Genomic DNA, 18,436 nt, shown 5'->3' on the forward strand with positions numbered 1-18,436 from the left:
ATTGCATGAGTTTCAGTCAATGCACCCTCAGCTGTTTGGATAAGAGAGATTCCGTCTTGAGAGTTTTTAGAAGCCATATCAAGACCTCTGATTTGTCCTCTCATTTTTTCAGAGATCGCAAGACCAGCTGCGTCATCTCCCGCACGGTTGATACGAAGACCTGAAGAAAGTTTCTCCATGTTCTTTTGTGATGCACTGTTGTTTGAAGACAAACGGTTCAGTGTGTTAAGTGCTGCGATATTGTGGTTAATTCTCATTTTTATTTCCTCCCTGAATATGTTGTTAAGGCACGTCCTTGTGCCTCAATTTTGTAATCGGCGGAGCCATTTGTGCCCTCTCCCGGCTACATCATTAATATCGGATTGTCTCTGATTTTGTTAATACAAAAATAAAAAAATCCTCACTTTTTTTGTGAGGATAATGCGGAGATCACATCGCTGGATAACGACGCCGCACGGTTATTTTCTTCCTGAATGGTTAAATAAATCTCTTTCCGATGAATATCAATATGCTTTGGGGCTTCAATTCCAAGCTTCACTTGATCCCCCTCAACCGCAATCACTTTCACTTCAATATCAGTGCCTATTTGAATCGCTTCGTTTATTTTCCGCGATAAAACTAGCATGATTCTCCTCCAATCAGATGCTTTGTCGTATATGAGGAGTCGTGTAAAACGACTTGCTTAGCCATCATGTTCTTGCGATTCACAATAATGGGAGCCAATAAATTCGCAGTAGACTTTTCGAATGGCTCTGCCATAGTCAGTATTGTCATGACTTCTACGTCTTGAATATTATCGATCTCCAAAAGTTCAGCAGTTGATTCATCAAGGTCAAATTCATAATTCTTAAAGAAGATAAACGGACTTACAACGATGAACGCAAGATTTTCTGAAGTGACGGACTGCAGTGCCACGAATGGAGAGTCTTCTGAAAGCGGAAGAATGACGAACTGTTTTTCTTCTAAAAAACCTGGAATTCCGTTTTCAAAAAGAATGATTTGTTCTTCTTTTACGTTCATTTGGCCATGGTACTTCGTATGAATGATCATTGTTCACGATCCTTTTCTTTTTACTTTTCGGGTGATTCTTTCGGGTATTCTACATCTATATTTAAATCAGGGTATTGGAGCATGTCAACCTTAACATTTCCTGGCGTATATTCAACAATAGGCTTATGCGGCTCGGCCTGAATAACAGGCTTTCGCGGCGTAATCTGAACATCGAGCTGTGACGGAGTATATTGTATTTTCACTCTCGAAAGAGAAGGAGCATAATGTTCGCCTAATTGAATTTGGAGCATCTCAGAGTTCCTCCTTGCTTGTGAAGCGATTGGGTTCCCCTTATTTTCAATTCTCATAAGCTCGTCTCCCTCTTCGGCAGTACGGGCTATCCCCTCCATTACATCCTCATGTCCTTGTTGGGCGGCTTCTTCAATTCTCTTGAAAACATGCTTTCTGTCTAATTCTTCCCATGCTTGTGTCTGGTCAATCGTGAGTTTTCCAGGTGTCACCGATATTTCCATTTCCGCACTCGGCTGTTGGATCTCAAGATCAGCTTGCGGCTGCTCCATTTTTAAGCTGGCGGGCGTCGTTGTTAAACCTATTTTCCCTTGAACACTATGCATAATCAATCTGGGAATCTGCATCACTCTACCTCCTGAACTATAAAAAAAGCGAACTCCTAAGAGCCGCTTACTTTAAAAAGTCAATCAATGTAGGCTGAACAATTTGCGCATTAACAGCCAGAGTTGCCCTGTGCACACTTTGCTGCGCAATAAATTCAGTTATTACTTCTTCCAGTTCTACATCTTCATTGTCTGACAACACTTTGGTAGCTGTTTCTTCTTGAGCTGAAAGTCTTGTATTAACCAGTTCAAGACGATTATATCTCGCTCCAAGATCAGAACGTTCAGCGCTCATGCCGTCAGAGAAATGGTCAATATCATCTAAAACACTGTCCATGCCGTCCAGTGAACCAGAACTTAATGCTTTCTCAAAAGAATCAAGCATTTCAAATACATTCTGCCCGCTTTCAGAAGTGCCTCCAAAAGCTGACTTTGGATCTGAGTTCACTTTCAATGACATATTATTTGATATATTGACTACGACATCAGCTGTATCAGAAATTGTATAAGTTCCGTCTCCGTTATCTGTAACCGGAGGCTTATCTGAATTTGTCCCGTTAAAGATATATCTGCCGTTCACTTGTGTATTCGCAATATTTAAAAGCTGTTCCTTTAGCTGCTTCACTTCTACGCCAATCGCTTGCCGCTCCGCCTCGCCGTTTGTATCATTTTGAGCTTCAACCGCTAATTCTCTGACCTTCGATAGGATGTCAATTCCTTCTGTAATGTTTGTTTCAGTGTTTTCGAGCCAGGTAAAGGCTTGAGAAGCATTGCTTTTATACTGCTGCACTTGAGACAGTTGCGTATTATACTTTAAGCTTTTCATTGCTACTACAGGATCGTCGGAAGCCTTTGAGATTTTTTTTCCTGAAGAAATCTGTGACTGGAGTTTATCCAGCTTCGAGTAGCTCGAACCGATATATCTCAGTGAGTTTTGCTGTATCATGCCTTGTGTTACTCTCATATGACTTTACCTACCTTCCCCCAACACCCATGCCGTTGATCACTTTATCAAGCAATTCGTCTTGTAAAGTCACCATTCTTGCAGCTGCATTGTATGCGTGTTGGAATTGAATCATATTGGTCATTTCTTCGTCTAAAGAAACTGCGCTCATTTGCTGACGGTTTATGTCTGCATCATTCAGCTGTGTTTCTGTATTAGACGCCAGCCGATTAGCCTCTTGAGCTTCGATCCCTAGCTCGCCAATCAGACCCGCATAATAATCTAACACACTAGTTTCTTTGCCGTTAATGGTTATTTTGCCGGTTAAAACATTTGCTAATTTTGTAGCATTGGCGTTATCGTTTGCTGAACCCGTCAGTGAGAAAGCAATGTTTGCGCCTTTTGAATCTATTATACTGTCAGACACTTTAATCTTGCCCGCCGCTCCCTTTGCAGGTTCAGTTTCACCGCCGGTAAAATCAAAAAAGTCTCCGCCTTGTTCACCGCTCTTAGTCAAACCATTTCTGTGCACTTCATTGAAAGCTTTGGCAAATTCAAGCGCCATATTGTCAAGATCAGAAAGCATTTCCGGGTATACGCCCTTTTCTTGACCGTCTGCTGTTATATACCCGTAAGACTCTATAAATCCTAAAAGAGATCCCTTGCTGCTGAAGGACTCCGCCTGCACAGCTTTATCTCCGATTGAAATACTTGATACTAAACCAGTTTCATTATCATAGTTGGCTGTAAGTTCTGAAACCTCGTAATTTTTACCGTCCAAAACAGTTCCAAGCGACTGTTTATTTTTATCAAGGATTTCAATTGATACAGTTCCCTCAGCAGACGAAAGTGCATTCCCGCCTGATTTGTTATAGCTGACTTTGATATCAACCATTGAGGATAATTTATCGATCAGCAAATCTCGCTGATCATATAAACCATTCGGAAGAAGCCCGACCGGTTCTACTTGTGCAATTTGCTTATTTAAACTGTTTAATTGAGAAAGCAGAGAATTGACATCCAACACAGTTGTATTTAACTCCGCTTTTAAATTCGATTGAACATTGGTAAGTGATTCAGAAATATAATTAAACGTTTCAGCTACAGCTTGTCCTTTTCGAGCAACAACAGAACGTGCACTTTCTTCATTTGTATTATTCGATAATTCCTGCAGGGAATCCCAAAACGAATTCAGCACACTGTTCAAGCCGCTGTCATCCGTTTCATTTAAAACGCCTTCCATTTGCGACAGCGCTTTAGCTTTCGTGTCATAGTATCCGGCACTGTTGTTTTGAAGACGGTATTGATAATCAAGAAAGATATCTCTTATTCTCTCAACTGACTTTCCTTGAACACCTGTACCCATTTGTCCAGCTGTTTTTTCTGCATTTTTGGATACCGCAGGGAAATAGTCAGTTGCCTCCAATGAGACCCGCTGTCTTGTATAACCATCAGTATTGGCATTTGCCACGTTATTTGCAGTCGTGCTTAACGCTGCCTGCTGAGCGCTTAACGCCCGCCTTGCAGTTTCAAGCCCCATAAAGGTAGATGTCATTTTCTGAATTCCTTTCTGCTAAGCTTTTGAATCAAAAAGTTTCATTCGGCTGCTCTTCGGCAGCTCAGCTTTAATTGATTTGCTGTAATTGAAGTTATTTTCCTTAGGAACCAGCATATCGTACGAAATAGAGATGAATTGCAGCGCGTCTCTTGTCAGCTGCCTATTCATCTCATTTACTTTTTTCAGACGTCCGAGAACTGTAGAAAGAGATTCGTATAGTTGTTCCAGCTCTTCCCTTTCTCTGCCTGAGGTTTTGGCGATACATGCGGTAATGGTGTTATTTTCGCTGTATCCGAGAAAGGCGGAGGTTGCTTTGATCCGGTCATCTTCTGTCTGCGTGATCGCTTGAATATATTTTTGCTCTTTTGTCAAAAGGTTTGAAAGCTCTTTTGTTTTGCCGGCTTTGAGCGCTTCCGTCTTTTCTTCAGACAGCGTGAGCAGGTGCTCATGCAGAACGCAAAGTCGCTTCAATTGTTCAATAATTGCCTTTGCTGACATGGGCTTTCTCCTTTTTATTGCTTTTTATAAAAATTAATCATATTTTTCGCTATGTGATTTGCGTCTACTTTGTATGACCCGTTTTCGATTTGCGCTTTAAGCTGCGCAATTTTTTCCTGTCGTGAACCAGCGACTGCGTCGGATGCATTTTGCATTTCTTTAGCCTGTGACGAAATTTCAATTTTATCTTGAGGCTGTGCAGCAGTTTTTTGCACCGCTTGCTTTTCATAATTTTTTTGATATGGATTAACGGATTGTGTTCCAAATTGATTGATTTTCATAGGATTCCTCTCGCTTTCCGTTGCAGTCTTTAAACAATCTTAACCCTTTTATCGACTGCGTTTTCAGTTAGTTTAGGGAATCAGCTGTTTTTGGTATTATAGGCATAGTATGTGTCTTTTTTACTATTTTCTTTCTCGATTTCCAGAGCGTCCTCGTGGTTCAAATGATCCATTTGAGCCTTGATATCGGACTGGCAAGCCTTGCAGAACTTGCCTTCTCGAATCGATGTTCCGCACCTTTCACAAGGGTATGCCAAATTAGGAAGATGAGTGATCTGAATTCGCTTCTGCCTGATGAATTTCAATATCAGCTCTTCTTCCACACCTGTTTCCTCAGTTATCCGGTTCAAAGTTGATTGCCGATTTTCCTGCTTTCTTAAAAACTTATAAACAGTCTCAAATGATTTTTCTTCTTCCTTAATACACGCCTGACATACGGTTTGCAGCTTTGTCTTTAAAAATAAAGTATTACATTTCGGACAATTCGCCAGTTCTCCCATCTTTTTTTCTCCTTATTCGATAATATGCCTGTGTCAATTTCTAGTGATTATATCGGCATAAAAACAGAATCATTTAGCTTCTGATTAAGGTAAAAGATGCCACTGAAGCGGCTTTTCCTTTTTCTAATAAGCAGCGCGCTGCAAAATGCAAAGTGGCGCCTGTTGTATAAAGATCGTCTATTAAAATGATATTCATACCTTCTGCTGAATTGTTTTTCGTATCAAAAATACGCGCGGAAAGCAGGCGTTCTGTTTTCTTTTTCTTAGACTGTTTCTCATTATTCAGGCGGATTAGGGGATGGTGGATGGGCCTGCCTAAACATTCTGCCAGGAGCTGTGCCTGGTTAAATCCGCGCTCCTCTTCCCGTACCTTGCTTAGCGGAATAGGAACAAGAACAAAATGCTTATCGGGGTATACCTTTGAAAAGGTTGAAGAAAAATCGCTTTTAAAAGCATTTATGATTTCTGCATCTCCTCTAAATTTAAAACGGGAGAGTGTTTCTTTCATCATATCATTATATGTGTAAACTGAACGATTTTGGCGGAGCAGCAAGCTGTGACTGATCCTTAATTTCCACGCCTCACAATCCCTGCATACCGCATAAACGGATTGAGGTCTGCCGCATATGGTGCAGATATGCCCTGTAATTTTTTTCAATTTGCTTCTGCAGGAATGACAGACCTTTTCGTCAGGCTTTAATAAAAAAAGTGCTCTCCATGTAACAGCTTGAGAAAATTGCGAATCGCATAGCAGACAGATCAGTTTATGAGTGCCTCCTCCTGCTTTGTTTGGCATAAATCGCTTGGACTCTCTGATACCACAGCTGCAGATTCAGCCAAAATGACAAGCATAGCCGTATTTTTTTGTTTATCTACCATCTCTGCTTTCGTATATGCGATCTTTTTAAGATCAGTAACGTAGGATGGTCTCACTTTGTTTAAAGAAAGTGCCAGTACATCGTTTTGGCATACTTGGCACGTGCAGGCCATGTGAAGCTGGTCCATATAACGGTCGAGCAGTTCTTTCATTACGATTTCTTTTGAATTGACAAGCATTTTTACAGCTCCTCATCATCGGTTATATGAGTATACTGTACCACGTTTTCAAATAATGGCTAGTCTGTTCATTCATTTTTTGCTGCCAAGCCGTTCATTTCTTTTATATGCTTTTTTGCATCGAGCATACTCTTTGTTTTGCCGTAGTGAAAGAAAATGACATCGCCGTCTGCATGCTCTTTATGCCGGCCAGTTCTTCCTGCGATTTGAATAAGTGCGCTTTCCGTAAAGATAGGAGATTCCGCTCCTAGTACACCTGTTTGCACCTTGGGAACCGTAACGCCTCTTTCCAGTATTGTTGTTGTGATTAATAGATCGAGCTGACCATCTCTGAATCGCTGCACTTTCTCCTTTCTATGCTTGTCTTCCGCATGCACAGTCGCGGTTCGGCAATTAACATCTTTAAAGCTCGCAGCAGCCTTTTCTAGAATAGAAACGGAGGGAACGAATAAAAAAACAGGCCTCCCTTCTTTCACATGAAACTCTATCCATCTTTTCACCGCTGGCGGAATTTTATTTCGGTTTAATTTCTTCTTCCAGTTTCCACACCATACAAAGCGCGGTTCGGGTAAAGGTTGCCGGTGGTGTCTTGCGGGGATGCGAACTGAATGTAACTGTCCGTTCCGCGCTTTTCTTTTTAATTCTTTAGGAGGTGTTGCACTTAAATAAACGAGGGTGCTGTTTTTCTTTCTTGCTTTTTGAACAGCGAATTGAAGGGTTTGATCAGCAGAATACGGAAAAGCGTCAACCTCATCAACGATCATAACATCGAATGCATCTTTATATCGCAAAAGCTGATGCGTGGTGGAAATCATGAGCGGAGATAGCCGCCCTTTGTCATCGCTTCCTCCGTAAAGCGCTGAAATGTCAGCACCCTGAAAGGCAGCCTTGAGTCTTGGAGCAAGCTCTAATACAACATCGGTGCGAGGAGTTGCAATACATACACGCAGTCCTTGATTTAACGCTGATTCTATACCAGGAAATAGCATTTCTGTTTTGCCAGCGCCGCAAACCGCCCAGATGAGGAGCTCTTCTCTTTTTGATATTGCTTCAATTAAAATATTGGCGGCTTTTTGCTGTCCGCTTGAAAGCTTGCCATCCCATATCAGCTTAACAGACTTCCAGTTTGGCTCATCCTCCTCTTTCCATGAATATAAAGGAACCTCCTCACTCACTCTGCCCATCATGATACAGGAACGGCAATACAGCTGATCTTTTCCAAATGAGTGATAAAAAGAAAAATACCGCTTATCAGTTTGGCCGCACCTATTACATCTATAGCCCTGTTTATTTATTGATATAGAATTTTCAGCGGTGATATAGCCATTCTTGATATGCCATTCAATCATTTCATCGGAAAATGGGAGTTCAGTCCTGAGCAAATGACGGCTTTGAAGCGTCTGCTGCAATTCTCTAGAAAAGGAAATGTTCTTTTCAGTTGGCACCTTCACATAGCACCGCCTCCTTTCGAGACAGTATGCCTGAATGAATAGTTTCTGTCGAACAATCAAAATAGAAATATAAAAAAATCTCCGTTGCTAAAACGGAGATTTGGCCTTATTTAAAACACCAGCAAATTCCTAGCGCACCTTCACCCAAATGAGTGCCGATTACCGCGCCAAAATAGCTGTTATAAAATTCAACATGAGGATATTTTACAGAAAGCTCTTCAATGATTTTCGCTGCTTCTTCCTCGCGATTAGCATGGATAACAGCAGCGCGCATAGGCAACCCTTTGCTCGCATCTTCGTCTAAAAGCTCATAAATTCGCGAAATTGCTTTTTTACGTGTGCGAATCTTCTCAAAAGGCACAATTACCCTATTGTCAAAATGAAGGATAGGCTTTACCTTTAGAAGACTACCAATGAAGGCTTGGGCGCTGCTTAATCGCCCGCCGCGCTGAAGGTGAGCTAAGTCATCTACCATAAAATAAGCTCGAACTGTTTTTTTCATTTCTTCCAGTTCTTTTATAATATCTTCCGGCGATGATGCTCCGTTTTTAATTAATTCAGCGGCTTTAAGAGCATAAAAGCCTTGGGCTAAACAGCTTATCTCTGAATCAAATGGATACACATCAATATTGTCGACCATTGAATCAGCCGTTGCCGCACTGCTGAATGTTCCGCTGATCCCGCTGGAAAGATGGATACTGATGACCGCATCATAAGATTTGCCAAGCTCTTCATACAACGCAACCAGCTCGCCGATTGGCGGCTGAGAAGTCGTCGGAAGCTCATTATGTTTTTTTACTTCTTCGTAAAAGCTTTTCCAGTCCAACTCAATTTCTTCACGGTAAGTCTCCTCCCCAAAAACAACCTGGAGAGGGATCATATGTATCTGATGTTGTTCACGCATTTCTTTCGGAATATATGCCGTGCTGTCTGTTACGACTGCAATATTCATAGCTTCGATACCTGCCTTATTGCTTTATAACTCTATTGTAAGGGAAACGGCAGCCTAAAAAAAGACCTGCCTAGAAAAAGGCAAGTCTCCTAATATACTATCTCATTTCTACCCAGCCATTTTTAATGGCGACCACAACGGCTTGCGTCCGGTCGTTCACATTCATTTTTTGTAAAATATTGCTCACATGGTTTTTAACGGTTTTCTCACTGATAAACAATGATTCACCAATTCCGCGGTTGCTTTTTCCGTCTGCAAGCATCTGCAGCACTTCACATTCCCGCCTAGTTAGAATATGTAATGGTCTGCGGATTTCAGGGTAAACCTCGTGTTGAGGATGTGCAGAAACTCCGCTTGTTGCAAGACGGCGGAATTCGTTAACGAGGTTATGCGTAACCTTCGGATGAAGGTAAGAGCCGCCCTCGGCAACTACTTTAACCGCTTCAATTAATGTATCAGCATCCATCTCTTTCAGCAGATAACCTCTAGCACCTGTTTTCAGGGCATGTGTTACATAATTTTCGTCATCGTGAATTGATAGAATAATTACTTTAGATTCAGGATACAGCTCAACAAGCTGTTTTGTAGCTTCCACACCATTTACGTTTGGCATATTGATATCCATGATCACAACATCAGGATGATAGTGCTCAACAATACGAGCCGCTTCGTCTCCGTCATCACCTTCGGCTACCACTTCAAAGGTAGGTTCAAAATCCAATATCCGTTTAACACCTTCACGAAATAACTGATGGTCGTCGATAATAACAATGTTTACTTTAGTCACAAGCCACGCCTCCTTGTATTATTGTTCTATATACTCTAGCATTCGGTCAATATGCCTTTTGGCTCTATTTTACAAATCATAGTCAAAGAGATAACGGAACCTTAATCATAATAAATGTCCCAAGACCTATTTTCGAATCTATTGTCATCGTTCCTTCCAATAAATCTACTCTTTCTTTCATGCCCAGCAAGCCGAATGATTTGTTTTTCTTCTCTTTCGCTTCCTTCAGGTCGAACCCTTTACCGTTATCTTTTATCATTAAAATCACAAAATCATTTGTGATTTCAACTTTGACTGTAATTTCTTCAGATTCAGAATGCTTTAGCGCATTAGACACAGCTTCCTGTGCGAGCCTGAAGAGCGCAACTTCAAACTGAGGCGCTAGCCGCTGATCCTCTGTTTCTCCAATACACTGAAAATGTATTTTGACCTTCCCGTTATATTCTTCGGTTGTATATAGATATTTTCTTAAAGTTGGAATCAGGCCTAGGTCATCAAGGGCCATCGGTCTTAAATCATATATAATCCTTCTCACTTCGTAAAGGGCATTCCGAACATTTTGACGGAGATTTTTAATTTCTTGGAATCCGTCCTCTGCACCCCGGTCACGGAAAATCCGTTCGATTAATTCCGATCTCATCATAACATTCGCCAGCATTTGAGCGGGTCCGTCATGGATTTCTCTTGAAACTCTTTTTCGCTCTTCTTCCTGCGCCTCAATAATTCTTAAGCCGAAATCCTGTTTTGCCTGAGCATCTGCAAGAAGCAGTCCTACTTCGCGCAGATCCTGGTTCAAGTAATTAAGCACAACTGTAATTTGGCTTACTAATGATTCTGACCGCTCAATGATTTCCTGAAGCCCTAGTAATCTGCGCTCCAAATCATCCCGCCGTTCGCGCAATTGCTTCTCACGCTGCTGGATCATCGTCAATTCTACCTGCAGCTTATGGGCTTTTTCATAAGCATTGCGGATTTCCTCTTCACTGAATCTATGAAAATTACGGCTGACCTCGGATAAACGGTTTCTCGCATGGCGGGTTTGCACTTCAAGTTTATCGCCAAGCTCAATCACTTCATACACCTGCTGCTTAATTTGTTTCAGTTCTTCAACCAGCTGTTCATACTGCTGGCGTGACTGCTCTCCGATTTGAAAAACCTCGTCCTTGCTCCCGTCAACGGTTTTCAGCATCTTCATCAAAATAGAATCCAACACTTTGGAATCCATCTTTGTTTTATTCATAATTTCCCTCCGTCACGGCGTTGTCATATATTTTTATTATAAATGTAATTGATCTGCAAATTATGTCGAATTATAATGAAAGAATGCGTATATTCTAGAAAAAAACATTTTTATATACTATCTACTCTTTATGATACCAAAATACGCACAAAAATTCTAAAGACTGTACGAATTTGTATAGGCAGTCTTTTATGCTTAGCAGGAGGGTCAGCTAGCATGCTGCACAGCTATTTTACTGTGAAAGAAGCAGGAGAACACGAGATTGTTATAGAAAAATCGCGTTTTATCTGTCATTTAAGCCGTGTTTCTACCGAACAAGAGGCACAGGAATTTATACAGAAAATAAAAAAACAGCACTGGAATGCGACTCATAATTGCTCAGCTTACGTTATCGGCGAGAATGATCATATCCAAAAAGCCAATGATGACGGAGAACCAAGCGGTACAGCGGGAGTGCCGATGCTTGAGGTATTAAAAAAACGCGGACTTAAGGATACTTGCGCCGTCGTTACACGATACTTCGGAGGTATTAAGCTTGGGGCTGGCGGATTAATTCGCGCTTATGGGAAATCAGTGTCTGAAGGATTAAATCATATAGGTGTGGTAGAACGGAAGCTTATGCGAATTATGCATACTTCCGCAGATTACACATGGCTTGGCAAGATTGAAAATGAATTAAGGGAGTCACAATTTCTGTTAAAGGAAATCCATTATTCAGAAAATGTTGAATTCGAAACATACGTGGAAGAAAAGGAAACAAATGCTTTTTCTGAATGGATGACAGAACTGACAAATGGAAAGAGTGATATTAAAGAGGGAGAGTTGACGTATCTTGAAAAAGCCGTCAATCACATAAAGGAGACTGAATAATGGCTGAACGCGTTAGAGTGCGGGTGCGAAAAAAGAAAAAGAGCAAACGCAGGAAAATTATAAAAAGAATAATGTTATTGTTCGTCCTCGCATTATTAGTAGTTGTAGGGCTTGGCGGATATAAACTTTATAAAACCATTAACGCTGCCGACGATTCGTACGATGCCCTATCTCGCGGGAATAAATCAAATCTTCGCAGCGAAGTTGTAGACATGAAGAAAAAACCGTTTTCTATTTTATTTATGGGAATAGAGGATTACGCGACTAAAGGACAAAAAGGGAGATCAGACTCTCTTATTGTAGTTACCCTGGATCCTAAAAATAAAACCATGAAAATGCTGAGTATTCCGCGTGATACACGTGTGCAATTAGCCGGTGACACAACCGGAAGCAAGACAAAGATCAATGCCGCTTACAGCAAAGGCGGTAAAGATGAGACAGTTGAAACTGTTGAAAACTTCTTGCAAATCCCGATCGATAAATATGTCACAGTTGATTTTGACGGATTTAAAGATGTGATAAATGAAGTCGGCGGTATTGATGTAGACGTGCCTTTCGATTTCGATGAAAAAAGTGACGTAAACGAAAGCAAACGGATTTACTTCAAAAAAGGCGAGATGCATTTAAACGGCGAACAAGCCTTGGCGTATGCCCGAATGAGAAAACAGGATAAACGCGGAGACTTTGGCCGTAATGACAGACAGAAACAAATCTTAAACGCGCTGATTGACCAAATGTCAAGTGCAAGCAACATTGCTAAAATTGATAAAATCGCAGAGAAAGCCAGCGAAAACGTTGAAACCAATATTCGTATTACTGAAGGTTTAGCGCTTCAGCAGATTTACAGCGGCTTTACCAGCAAAAAAATCGACACGTTGAGCATTACAGGGTCTGATTTGTATTTAGGTCCTAACAACACGTATTACTTTGAACCTGATGCTACAAATCTCGAGAAAGTCAGAAAAACGCTTCAAGAGCATTTAGATTATACTCCAGATACCAGCAGCACTGGCACTTCCGGTACCGGAAGTTCAACAGATGGGACTGACAGTTCAAGCGGTTCTGACAGCACTGGCACAACAACTGACGGCACGACGAGCGGAAGCAGCTATTCGAATGACAGCAGCACAAGCTCAAACGGTACAACGAATTCAACAACTGGTTCATCCTATTAAAAAATGCCCGGTCCTTTAGAGGATCGGGCATTTTTGCGCAGAAAAAAACTCCGGCACATAAGCCGGAGTTTTTAATTCCTTTTCACCAGCCGTTTATAAAATTTCGTAAACGGTTTGAATTTTTCATTCACGAGTCCTGTCACTTCTGCTATGATTTGCATAAAAATGATTAAAATGAAGATAATAAACAAAGAGAGCCAAATTGTGGCAGTTTTAAGCACAATCGCACTGATACTGAAAATAAATCCAATCATATAAATAACTAAGACCGACATCCGATGTGAAAGGCCAAAGGCCATCAGTCTATGATGGATATGTGACTTATCAGGCGCTGAAATCGGCTGTTTGTTTAAGATTCTCCTGATAATAGCAAATGTTGTATCAAAAATCGGTACGCCTAATATAATAATCGGGATAACGATACTGAACAATGTGACACTTTTATACAAGCCTAATAATGAAAGAATCGAAATACTATACCCTAAAAAAAGTGAGCCCGTATCTCCCATAAAAATTTTTGCCGGATGAAAGTTGTAAAACAAAAATCCAAGCGTGCTGGCAATAACAACTAATGAGAGTGACAGAATGAGCACTTTTCCGCCGGATAGCGCCATGACGGCGATTGTTGACAGGCCAATAACAGAAAGACCGGCAGCAAGGCCATCCAATCCGTCAATCAGGTTAATTGCGTTCGTGATGCCGACAATCCATAATACGGTCAGCGGATAAGCCATCCATCCTAATTCAAATCGTTCTGTTAAAAAAGGTACTGAGAAAAAGTCCATTTTTAAGCCAGTGCTTACAATCATAATGGCTACACCTAATTGAATCAAAAACTTCACTTTTGCACTTAATTGATATTTATCATCAAGAATACCTAACACAATTATGATGAATGCTCCGGCTGTAATAGCCGTCATCCTTGTTTCAGTGTATATACCGGATGCAAGCACGCCTGCAACCACCCCGATAAATATGGCCAGCCCGCCCATCCGGGGCATGATTTTGTCATGTACTTTTCGATTGCTGGGCTGGTCAACTGCACCTATTTTAATCGCAATCCTTTTTACGATTGGGGTTATGATTAAAACTGTCAGCAGCGAGACAATAAACGCAACAACAATGCGAATCATGCGTTCGTCAAGCATAAAGAAGTCTCCTTTGGAATTAAATAAAGTCTTTATTTATATAGAGAACCGTTCCTTCCATTATACCTTCTCCTTAGTTATTATAACAAGCTTCATCAAAAAGAAACACGTATAATCAAAAAACGCGCATCCCAATTTATAGGACTACGCATGTTTTTGAATCCCTGTATATTTCATAATTTGTCTAAATAAGCAATCCCAATCTTGGGTGCGGGCGATGTTTCGGCGCATTTCTTTATAGGTCTCGTCTCCGTTTTGTCCGAGAACTTTTTCACAAGCGGCTATAAAATCAATCGGATGATCGCCCTCTACATATTCGTATACATAAGGCTTTTGCATTTTTGAGGTTGACGGAAGATTAGTGCCTACAACAGGTTTTCCTGCCGCTAAAAATTCAAATAGTTTCAGCGGAAACACAGCTTGGTTATACGGTGATTGTTTATATGGCATGATGCCAATGTCGATAAGCTCCATAAAATGAGGCACTTCTTTTGGATCTGCCGGACCGGTCCATATAACATTGGGAAGTCTCAGCAGCTCTTGAAACGAAACGTCACCATTGGTGGCATCCGGGCCAACCCATAAAAATGTCCAATCAGGCTTTTGCAGGGCGGCGGCTTCAATCATTTTAAAATCGAGCTTCGGTTTAATCCCGCCAATAAAACCTAACACCGTTCCTTCTCTCCCCTGCAGTATACTGCGATCGGGAGCTTGTTTATGTGCAGAAAACAGCTCAAACTCCACACCGTTTTCCACAGTATGAACCTTTTCTCGTCCCGCAGTCAGTTTTTTGCCTACTTCCTTATGAAGATAATCAGATGAACAGGTAATTGAATCTGCTCGTTGTATAATTCTCAGCTCTGCCGATTTTATGACTTTTCGCCGGAATTCAGACAGCAGATTTGAACGCCCGCTGATCGGCGCAGCCCATAGGTCACTGCAATCATAAATGACCTGATCCCAAGAAAACAGCGAAGACAGCAGCGGGAATCCCGGAAACGTGTACCATAAACAGCAGCGTTCACCGTTTGAAGAAGCAGATGCAAGCTCATCGAGTAAAGGCGAGAGCTTATGTCTGTAAAAAACATCTGTATATCGACCAAAACGAAACATTTTTTTCTGCAGCAGGTCTTTGACAGCGAATTGCCTGATGCCAGAATGGACTTCTTGAAATTCTTTCCCTTGGGCACGCGGAGCCGGACATACCCAAATGACTTCCTTCGTTTCCTCTTGAGCAGCTAAAAATTCTGCCAGCCGGTGCCTTCTGTATCTCAATTGGTCTTTTCCCCATTCAGCAGTGGCAACGATGACATGAATGATTGCTTCTTTTGTTTCCACCTTCATCACCTTTTCTCTCTGTTTGCGGCTATAATCTTTTTTTCACCGCGTTTTTTGCATATTGAACAAAACACCATGTCGCTTTCATGAAGTGAAGCCGTTCGATTTCCCTGTAGACAAACCACGTTTTTTTCGCAGCCTTCCATTTGTTGCTGGATATTGAGTTGTCGACAAGCCGATATTCAGCAAGGCATTCATTCATTCCATAGGCAGTAAATCCTTTTTTTAAAAGAGACAGCCATGTGGCTAAGTCCTGTCTCGTTCTTATATTTGGCATTTGGATCTGTCCCGTTTGCTCTCTGTCAATCATCACCGTCAAGCAGCCGATAATTGTATTTTTCAGAGCGTCATCGTACGTCAGACTTTCAGGCGCATGAATGAATTTATCGAGCGGGGTTCCGTCCTGCTCCATTAAGCTGTAGCCTGTGAAAGAAAACGCACAGGAGCGCTCCATCATAAACGCGAGCTGCTTTTCCAGTTTGTCTTTTTTCCATTTGTCATCACTGTCCAAAAATGCTACATAGCGTCCTTGGGCGCGTTCCAATGCTTTGTTGCGAGCAACCGCAGCTCCGCAGTTCTCTTCCAGATACACCACTTGAATTCTTTCGTCTATTTTTTCATACTGCTGTAAAATGTCGCGGGTCCCATCCGTTGAGCAATCATCCACGATAATCATTTCCCAATGAGGATGGCTCTGATCTAATACCGAATGAACCGTGTCTTCAATATAGTCACGCGCATTATAGGAAGGTGTAATGACAGATACGAGAGGTTTCCAATTGGTCATGATCACATCTCCATCGTATGATTTTAAAAGGATTCTCTGAAAAATTCAGGAATGACAACGAACATAAAGGCAATCGTAAGGCCAATCATAACGCCGAGAACTGCTTTCTTTTTCGGAGACATTCCGCCGCCTGCTGTCTCACTCACGGTTTCAGAATCTGTAACACTGGCCGCTTTTAGATTAAGCTGAGTATTTTTAAGTTCATACAAAAATCTCTCTTTATCCACTTTGGAATCCTCGCTCACCTTCTCGCCTTCAAGCGCATCGATGCTGCTGCGGATGACGGCTTCTCTTTCTGCATACAGCTTTTGATCGTTTTTGAGAAAGGTGGAGGAAATGGCGTTTAGGACAGATTCCGTTCGATCCTTATCCTCGTCGCTATAGCTTAAAGTCAGTAACGATTTAGATTCTGTTTTGATTGTAAGCTTCTCTTTGATTTCTGCTATATCTTCATCCTTTTCATCAGGAAGCGCCTCCTTCAAAAAAGAGTCGCTCTTTAACAAAAGCGGAATCTCCTCCGTGCTGTTATAAATCGGATGATCATAACTCCCCACAGCCAAAGTGTCCTCAGCTGTATAGCTCTTTTGATCAGCGATTTGTGACGGCAGGATATACCCCGCCGCACCTAATATAATTGGCACCGCTATGATCCAAATGATATTTTTTTTTATGCGACGGGCTATTCTTATCAATATATCGTTCATATAAGTCTCCCTGCTTTTTGTAGTCTGTTTATTTGTACATCGGCTCAGGCATTTGTCTGGACCGCCTTAACACATTCACGGCGGCGATGACGAGCGCCATAAACACCCAATGGAAAAATAAATTTGAAACAGAGCTTGGGCTGATACTTGATACCAGGAAACTGACCAAAGCGGTAATAAGCCCTTCTGTGATCAGTTTTGACTGATTTTCTAATTTTCTTTCATAAAACTTGTAAAGCACCCATATGAGGTAGGCATAAACAGACAGATATCCCAGCATGATGAACAAGCCAAAATTAGCAAGAATTTCAACGAGCCAGTTATGCACCTCTGCCACATTGTCCGTATCATATAAAGCATAATGCTCAAGATAATAGGATACATTTCCTGCCCCGACTCCGAATCCGTATGAATCCAGGAAGAAATGCCAAGCGTTTTTCAGCAGATTGGCCCGGGCCACATTTGATGGAAGCCTGTCATGAAATGAATGCAGCGTCTGCGGGGCCAGAAACAGCTCCCAAAACTTTGAATATATTTTGCTGGCGAAAAGAACTGCGAAAAGAGCAATTCCCGCCGCCGACAGCCAGATGGCCATTTTCTTTAAAATAGGCGGCAAAACAATGAAAATGTAAACTGCAACACCTGCAAAAATCCCCAGAAGACTGGCTCTTGAACCAGTAGCAAAAATTAAATACAACGCACAGAGCGAGAGCACAAGGCCAATCGCCTTGATGTATCCATTCTTACTGTTTTTCATCATTGTGATGTAAAAAAAGAAGCTGATCGATAAAAAGGTCGCAAAGTCATTTTGATTAAAAAAGACTGATGTCGGATAATGCTGCTTATACTCCGGTCCGCTGTATAATGTGGAACTCGCAAGATGATGGTGGGTGATATGATTGTAAAAACCAATGATCATCAGAAATACTGTCATCACCAGCCAAATGGCATAAACAATCATCAGCCGCTCGATTTTTTGCACGTACATGACAATGAGATAAATGAAGAAAATGCCCATTGCCAATAAGGCCAAATATTTGAGGCCGGCTGTTACCGATTTGGCCCACAGCAGAGAAACAAGGCCGTATATAAACCAAAAGGCGAAAAAGAGCAATATCCCTTTCACCTGCAGCCCATTCCATCTTTCGATATGGGTACGATTCCGAAACATGCCAATAATGTGAAGGCACCCGGCTGCAATGAGCAGAAGCCTGTAAAGGAACAAACTGAAAAATCCAAGATGAATGGCGAAAAATGCATTATTTAAAAAAGTGCAGGCGATCAAAATATAGATTACAGCCATAAAGAGCCGTTCTTTTGTTGTAAATGCGGTTGCAAGCGTCAGCGCGAACAGACCAATTGCCAACACCGCAAGCACAGCGGCCATCTGCACGAAACCTATATCTTTATGGATGGCTCCCACTAATAGAACGACTCCTAATATAGCAGCGGCCAGTAACGCTAGCGTATGGACCGCTGATCGTTTGATACTCACATGTTTAACCCCTTTCCTGATGTTTCAG

General features: G+C 41.6%; 21 protein-coding genes and 1 pseudogene. 2 read left to right on the plus strand and 20 right to left on the minus strand.

Annotated elements, in window-relative coordinates:
* From hag to degS, 15 genes and pseudogenes are all read right to left on the minus strand, one after another.
* A pseudogene (gene hag, locus C1T29_RS21150) lies at positions 1 to 257 on the minus strand (flagellin Hag); the annotation flags it as partial.
* A gap of 143 nt (positions 258 to 400) precedes the next feature.
* Complete coding sequence (csrA, locus tag C1T29_RS21155; protein WP_069838614.1) at positions 401 to 625, minus strand: carbon storage regulator CsrA; 225 nt, start codon at positions 623 to 625, stop codon at positions 401 to 403.
* Positions 619 to 1,050 carry a flagellar assembly protein FliW gene (gene fliW / locus C1T29_RS21160; protein WP_040081668.1) on the minus strand — a complete coding sequence of 144 codons (432 nt, stop codon included), beginning with the start codon at positions 1,048 to 1,050 and terminating at the stop codon, positions 619 to 621. The genes csrA and fliW overlap by 7 nt, the downstream gene beginning before the upstream one ends.
* Before the next feature lie 20 nt (positions 1,051 to 1,070).
* Positions 1,071 to 1,646, minus strand: coding sequence for a DUF6470 family protein (locus C1T29_RS21165; RefSeq protein WP_103749310.1), 576 nt, complete (start codon positions 1,644 to 1,646; stop codon positions 1,071 to 1,073).
* Between the two features lie 46 nt (positions 1,647 to 1,692).
* The gene (flgL, locus tag C1T29_RS21170; RefSeq protein WP_040081667.1) at positions 1,693 to 2,589 is read right to left on the minus strand and encodes a flagellar hook-associated protein FlgL; all 897 of its coding nucleotides are present in this window, start codon (positions 2,587 to 2,589) and stop codon (positions 1,693 to 1,695) included.
* A gap of 10 nt (positions 2,590 to 2,599) precedes the next feature.
* Positions 2,600 to 4,123: a flagellar hook-associated protein FlgK gene (gene flgK / locus C1T29_RS21175; RefSeq protein WP_103749309.1), complete on the minus strand. Its 1,524-nt coding sequence runs from the start codon at positions 4,121 to 4,123 to the stop codon at positions 2,600 to 2,602.
* Positions 4,124 to 4,141: 18 nt separating this feature from the next.
* On the minus strand, positions 4,142 to 4,624 hold the full coding sequence (flgN, locus tag C1T29_RS21180) for a flagellar protein FlgN (protein WP_103749308.1): 483 nt from the start codon (positions 4,622 to 4,624) through the stop codon (positions 4,142 to 4,144).
* 14 nt (positions 4,625 to 4,638) lie between these two features.
* Positions 4,639 to 4,905: a flagellar biosynthesis anti-sigma factor FlgM gene (flgM, locus tag C1T29_RS21185; protein WP_014665557.1), complete on the minus strand. Its 267-nt coding sequence runs from the start codon at positions 4,903 to 4,905 to the stop codon at positions 4,639 to 4,641.
* A gap of 80 nt (positions 4,906 to 4,985) precedes the next feature.
* A complete protein-coding gene (locus C1T29_RS21190; RefSeq protein WP_069838608.1) occupies positions 4,986 to 5,405 on the minus strand; it encodes a TIGR03826 family flagellar region protein in 420 nt (139 codons plus the stop codon).
* Between the two features lie 73 nt (positions 5,406 to 5,478).
* Positions 5,479 to 6,201: a double zinc ribbon domain-containing protein gene (locus tag C1T29_RS21195; RefSeq protein ID WP_142393701.1), complete on the minus strand. Its 723-nt coding sequence runs from the start codon at positions 6,199 to 6,201 to the stop codon at positions 5,479 to 5,481.
* Positions 6,165 to 6,461, minus strand: coding sequence for a late competence protein ComFB (gene comFB / locus C1T29_RS21200; RefSeq protein ID WP_103749382.1), 297 nt, complete (start codon positions 6,459 to 6,461; stop codon positions 6,165 to 6,167). The genes C1T29_RS21195 and comFB overlap by 37 nt, the downstream gene beginning before the upstream one ends.
* A gap of 68 nt (positions 6,462 to 6,529) precedes the next feature.
* The gene (comFA, locus tag C1T29_RS21205) at positions 6,530 to 7,912 is read right to left on the minus strand and encodes an ATP-dependent helicase ComFA (protein ID WP_103749307.1); all 1,383 of its coding nucleotides are present in this window, start codon (positions 7,910 to 7,912) and stop codon (positions 6,530 to 6,532) included.
* A gap of 106 nt (positions 7,913 to 8,018) precedes the next feature.
* On the minus strand, positions 8,019 to 8,864 hold the full coding sequence (locus C1T29_RS21210; protein ID WP_040081663.1) for a DegV family protein: 846 nt from the start codon (positions 8,862 to 8,864) through the stop codon (positions 8,019 to 8,021).
* 97 nt (positions 8,865 to 8,961) lie between these two features.
* Complete coding sequence (gene degU / locus C1T29_RS21215; RefSeq protein WP_003219701.1) at positions 8,962 to 9,651, minus strand: two-component system response regulator DegU; 690 nt, start codon at positions 9,649 to 9,651, stop codon at positions 8,962 to 8,964.
* An 82-nt stretch (positions 9,652 to 9,733) separates the two neighbouring features.
* On the minus strand, positions 9,734 to 10,891 hold the full coding sequence (gene degS, locus C1T29_RS21220; protein ID WP_014665563.1) for a two-component sensor histidine kinase DegS: 1,158 nt from the start codon (positions 10,889 to 10,891) through the stop codon (positions 9,734 to 9,736).
* 216 nt (positions 10,892 to 11,107) lie between these two features.
* On the opposite strand from degS, the gene C1T29_RS21225 reads away from it, so the two are divergent.
* Positions 11,108 to 11,761 carry a YigZ family protein gene (locus C1T29_RS21225; protein WP_014665564.1) on the plus strand — a complete coding sequence of 218 codons (654 nt, stop codon included), beginning with the start codon at positions 11,108 to 11,110 and terminating at the stop codon, positions 11,759 to 11,761.
* A complete protein-coding gene (tagV, locus tag C1T29_RS21230; RefSeq protein WP_014665565.1) occupies positions 11,761 to 12,936 on the plus strand; it encodes a polyisoprenyl-teichoic acid--peptidoglycan teichoic acid transferase TagV in 1,176 nt (391 codons plus the stop codon). The genes C1T29_RS21225 and tagV overlap by 1 nt, the downstream gene beginning before the upstream one ends.
* A 71-nt stretch (positions 12,937 to 13,007) precedes the next feature.
* On the opposite strand, the gene C1T29_RS21235 is transcribed toward tagV, so the two are convergent.
* The 5 genes from C1T29_RS21235 to tuaE all read right to left on the minus strand — a co-directional run bounded on the left by C1T29_RS21235 (position 13,008) and on the right by tuaE (position 18,408).
* The gene (locus C1T29_RS21235) at positions 13,008 to 14,084 is read right to left on the minus strand and encodes an MraY family glycosyltransferase (protein ID WP_069838605.1); all 1,077 of its coding nucleotides are present in this window, start codon (positions 14,082 to 14,084) and stop codon (positions 13,008 to 13,010) included.
* A gap of 144 nt (positions 14,085 to 14,228) precedes the next feature.
* Complete coding sequence (locus tag C1T29_RS21240) at positions 14,229 to 15,422, minus strand: teichuronic acid biosynthesis protein TuaH (protein ID WP_103749381.1); 1,194 nt, start codon at positions 15,420 to 15,422, stop codon at positions 14,229 to 14,231.
* 28 nt (positions 15,423 to 15,450) lie between these two features.
* The gene (locus tag C1T29_RS21245; RefSeq protein ID WP_040081660.1) at positions 15,451 to 16,209 is read right to left on the minus strand and encodes a teichuronic acid biosynthesis protein TuaG; all 759 of its coding nucleotides are present in this window, start codon (positions 16,207 to 16,209) and stop codon (positions 15,451 to 15,453) included.
* A gap of 23 nt (positions 16,210 to 16,232) precedes the next feature.
* Positions 16,233 to 16,913 (minus strand): teichuronic acid biosynthesis protein TuaF, encoded by a 681-nt coding sequence (locus C1T29_RS21250; protein ID WP_103749306.1) that lies wholly within the window; start codon positions 16,911 to 16,913, stop codon positions 16,233 to 16,235.
* A gap of 28 nt (positions 16,914 to 16,941) precedes the next feature.
* Positions 16,942 to 18,408, minus strand: coding sequence for a teichuronic acid biosynthesis protein TuaE (tuaE, locus tag C1T29_RS21255; protein WP_103749305.1), 1,467 nt, complete (start codon positions 18,406 to 18,408; stop codon positions 16,942 to 16,944).
* Between the last annotated feature and the right edge of the window lie 28 nt (positions 18,409 to 18,436).

The sequence above is a fragment of the Bacillus sp. MBGLi79 genome (assembly GCF_002953915.1).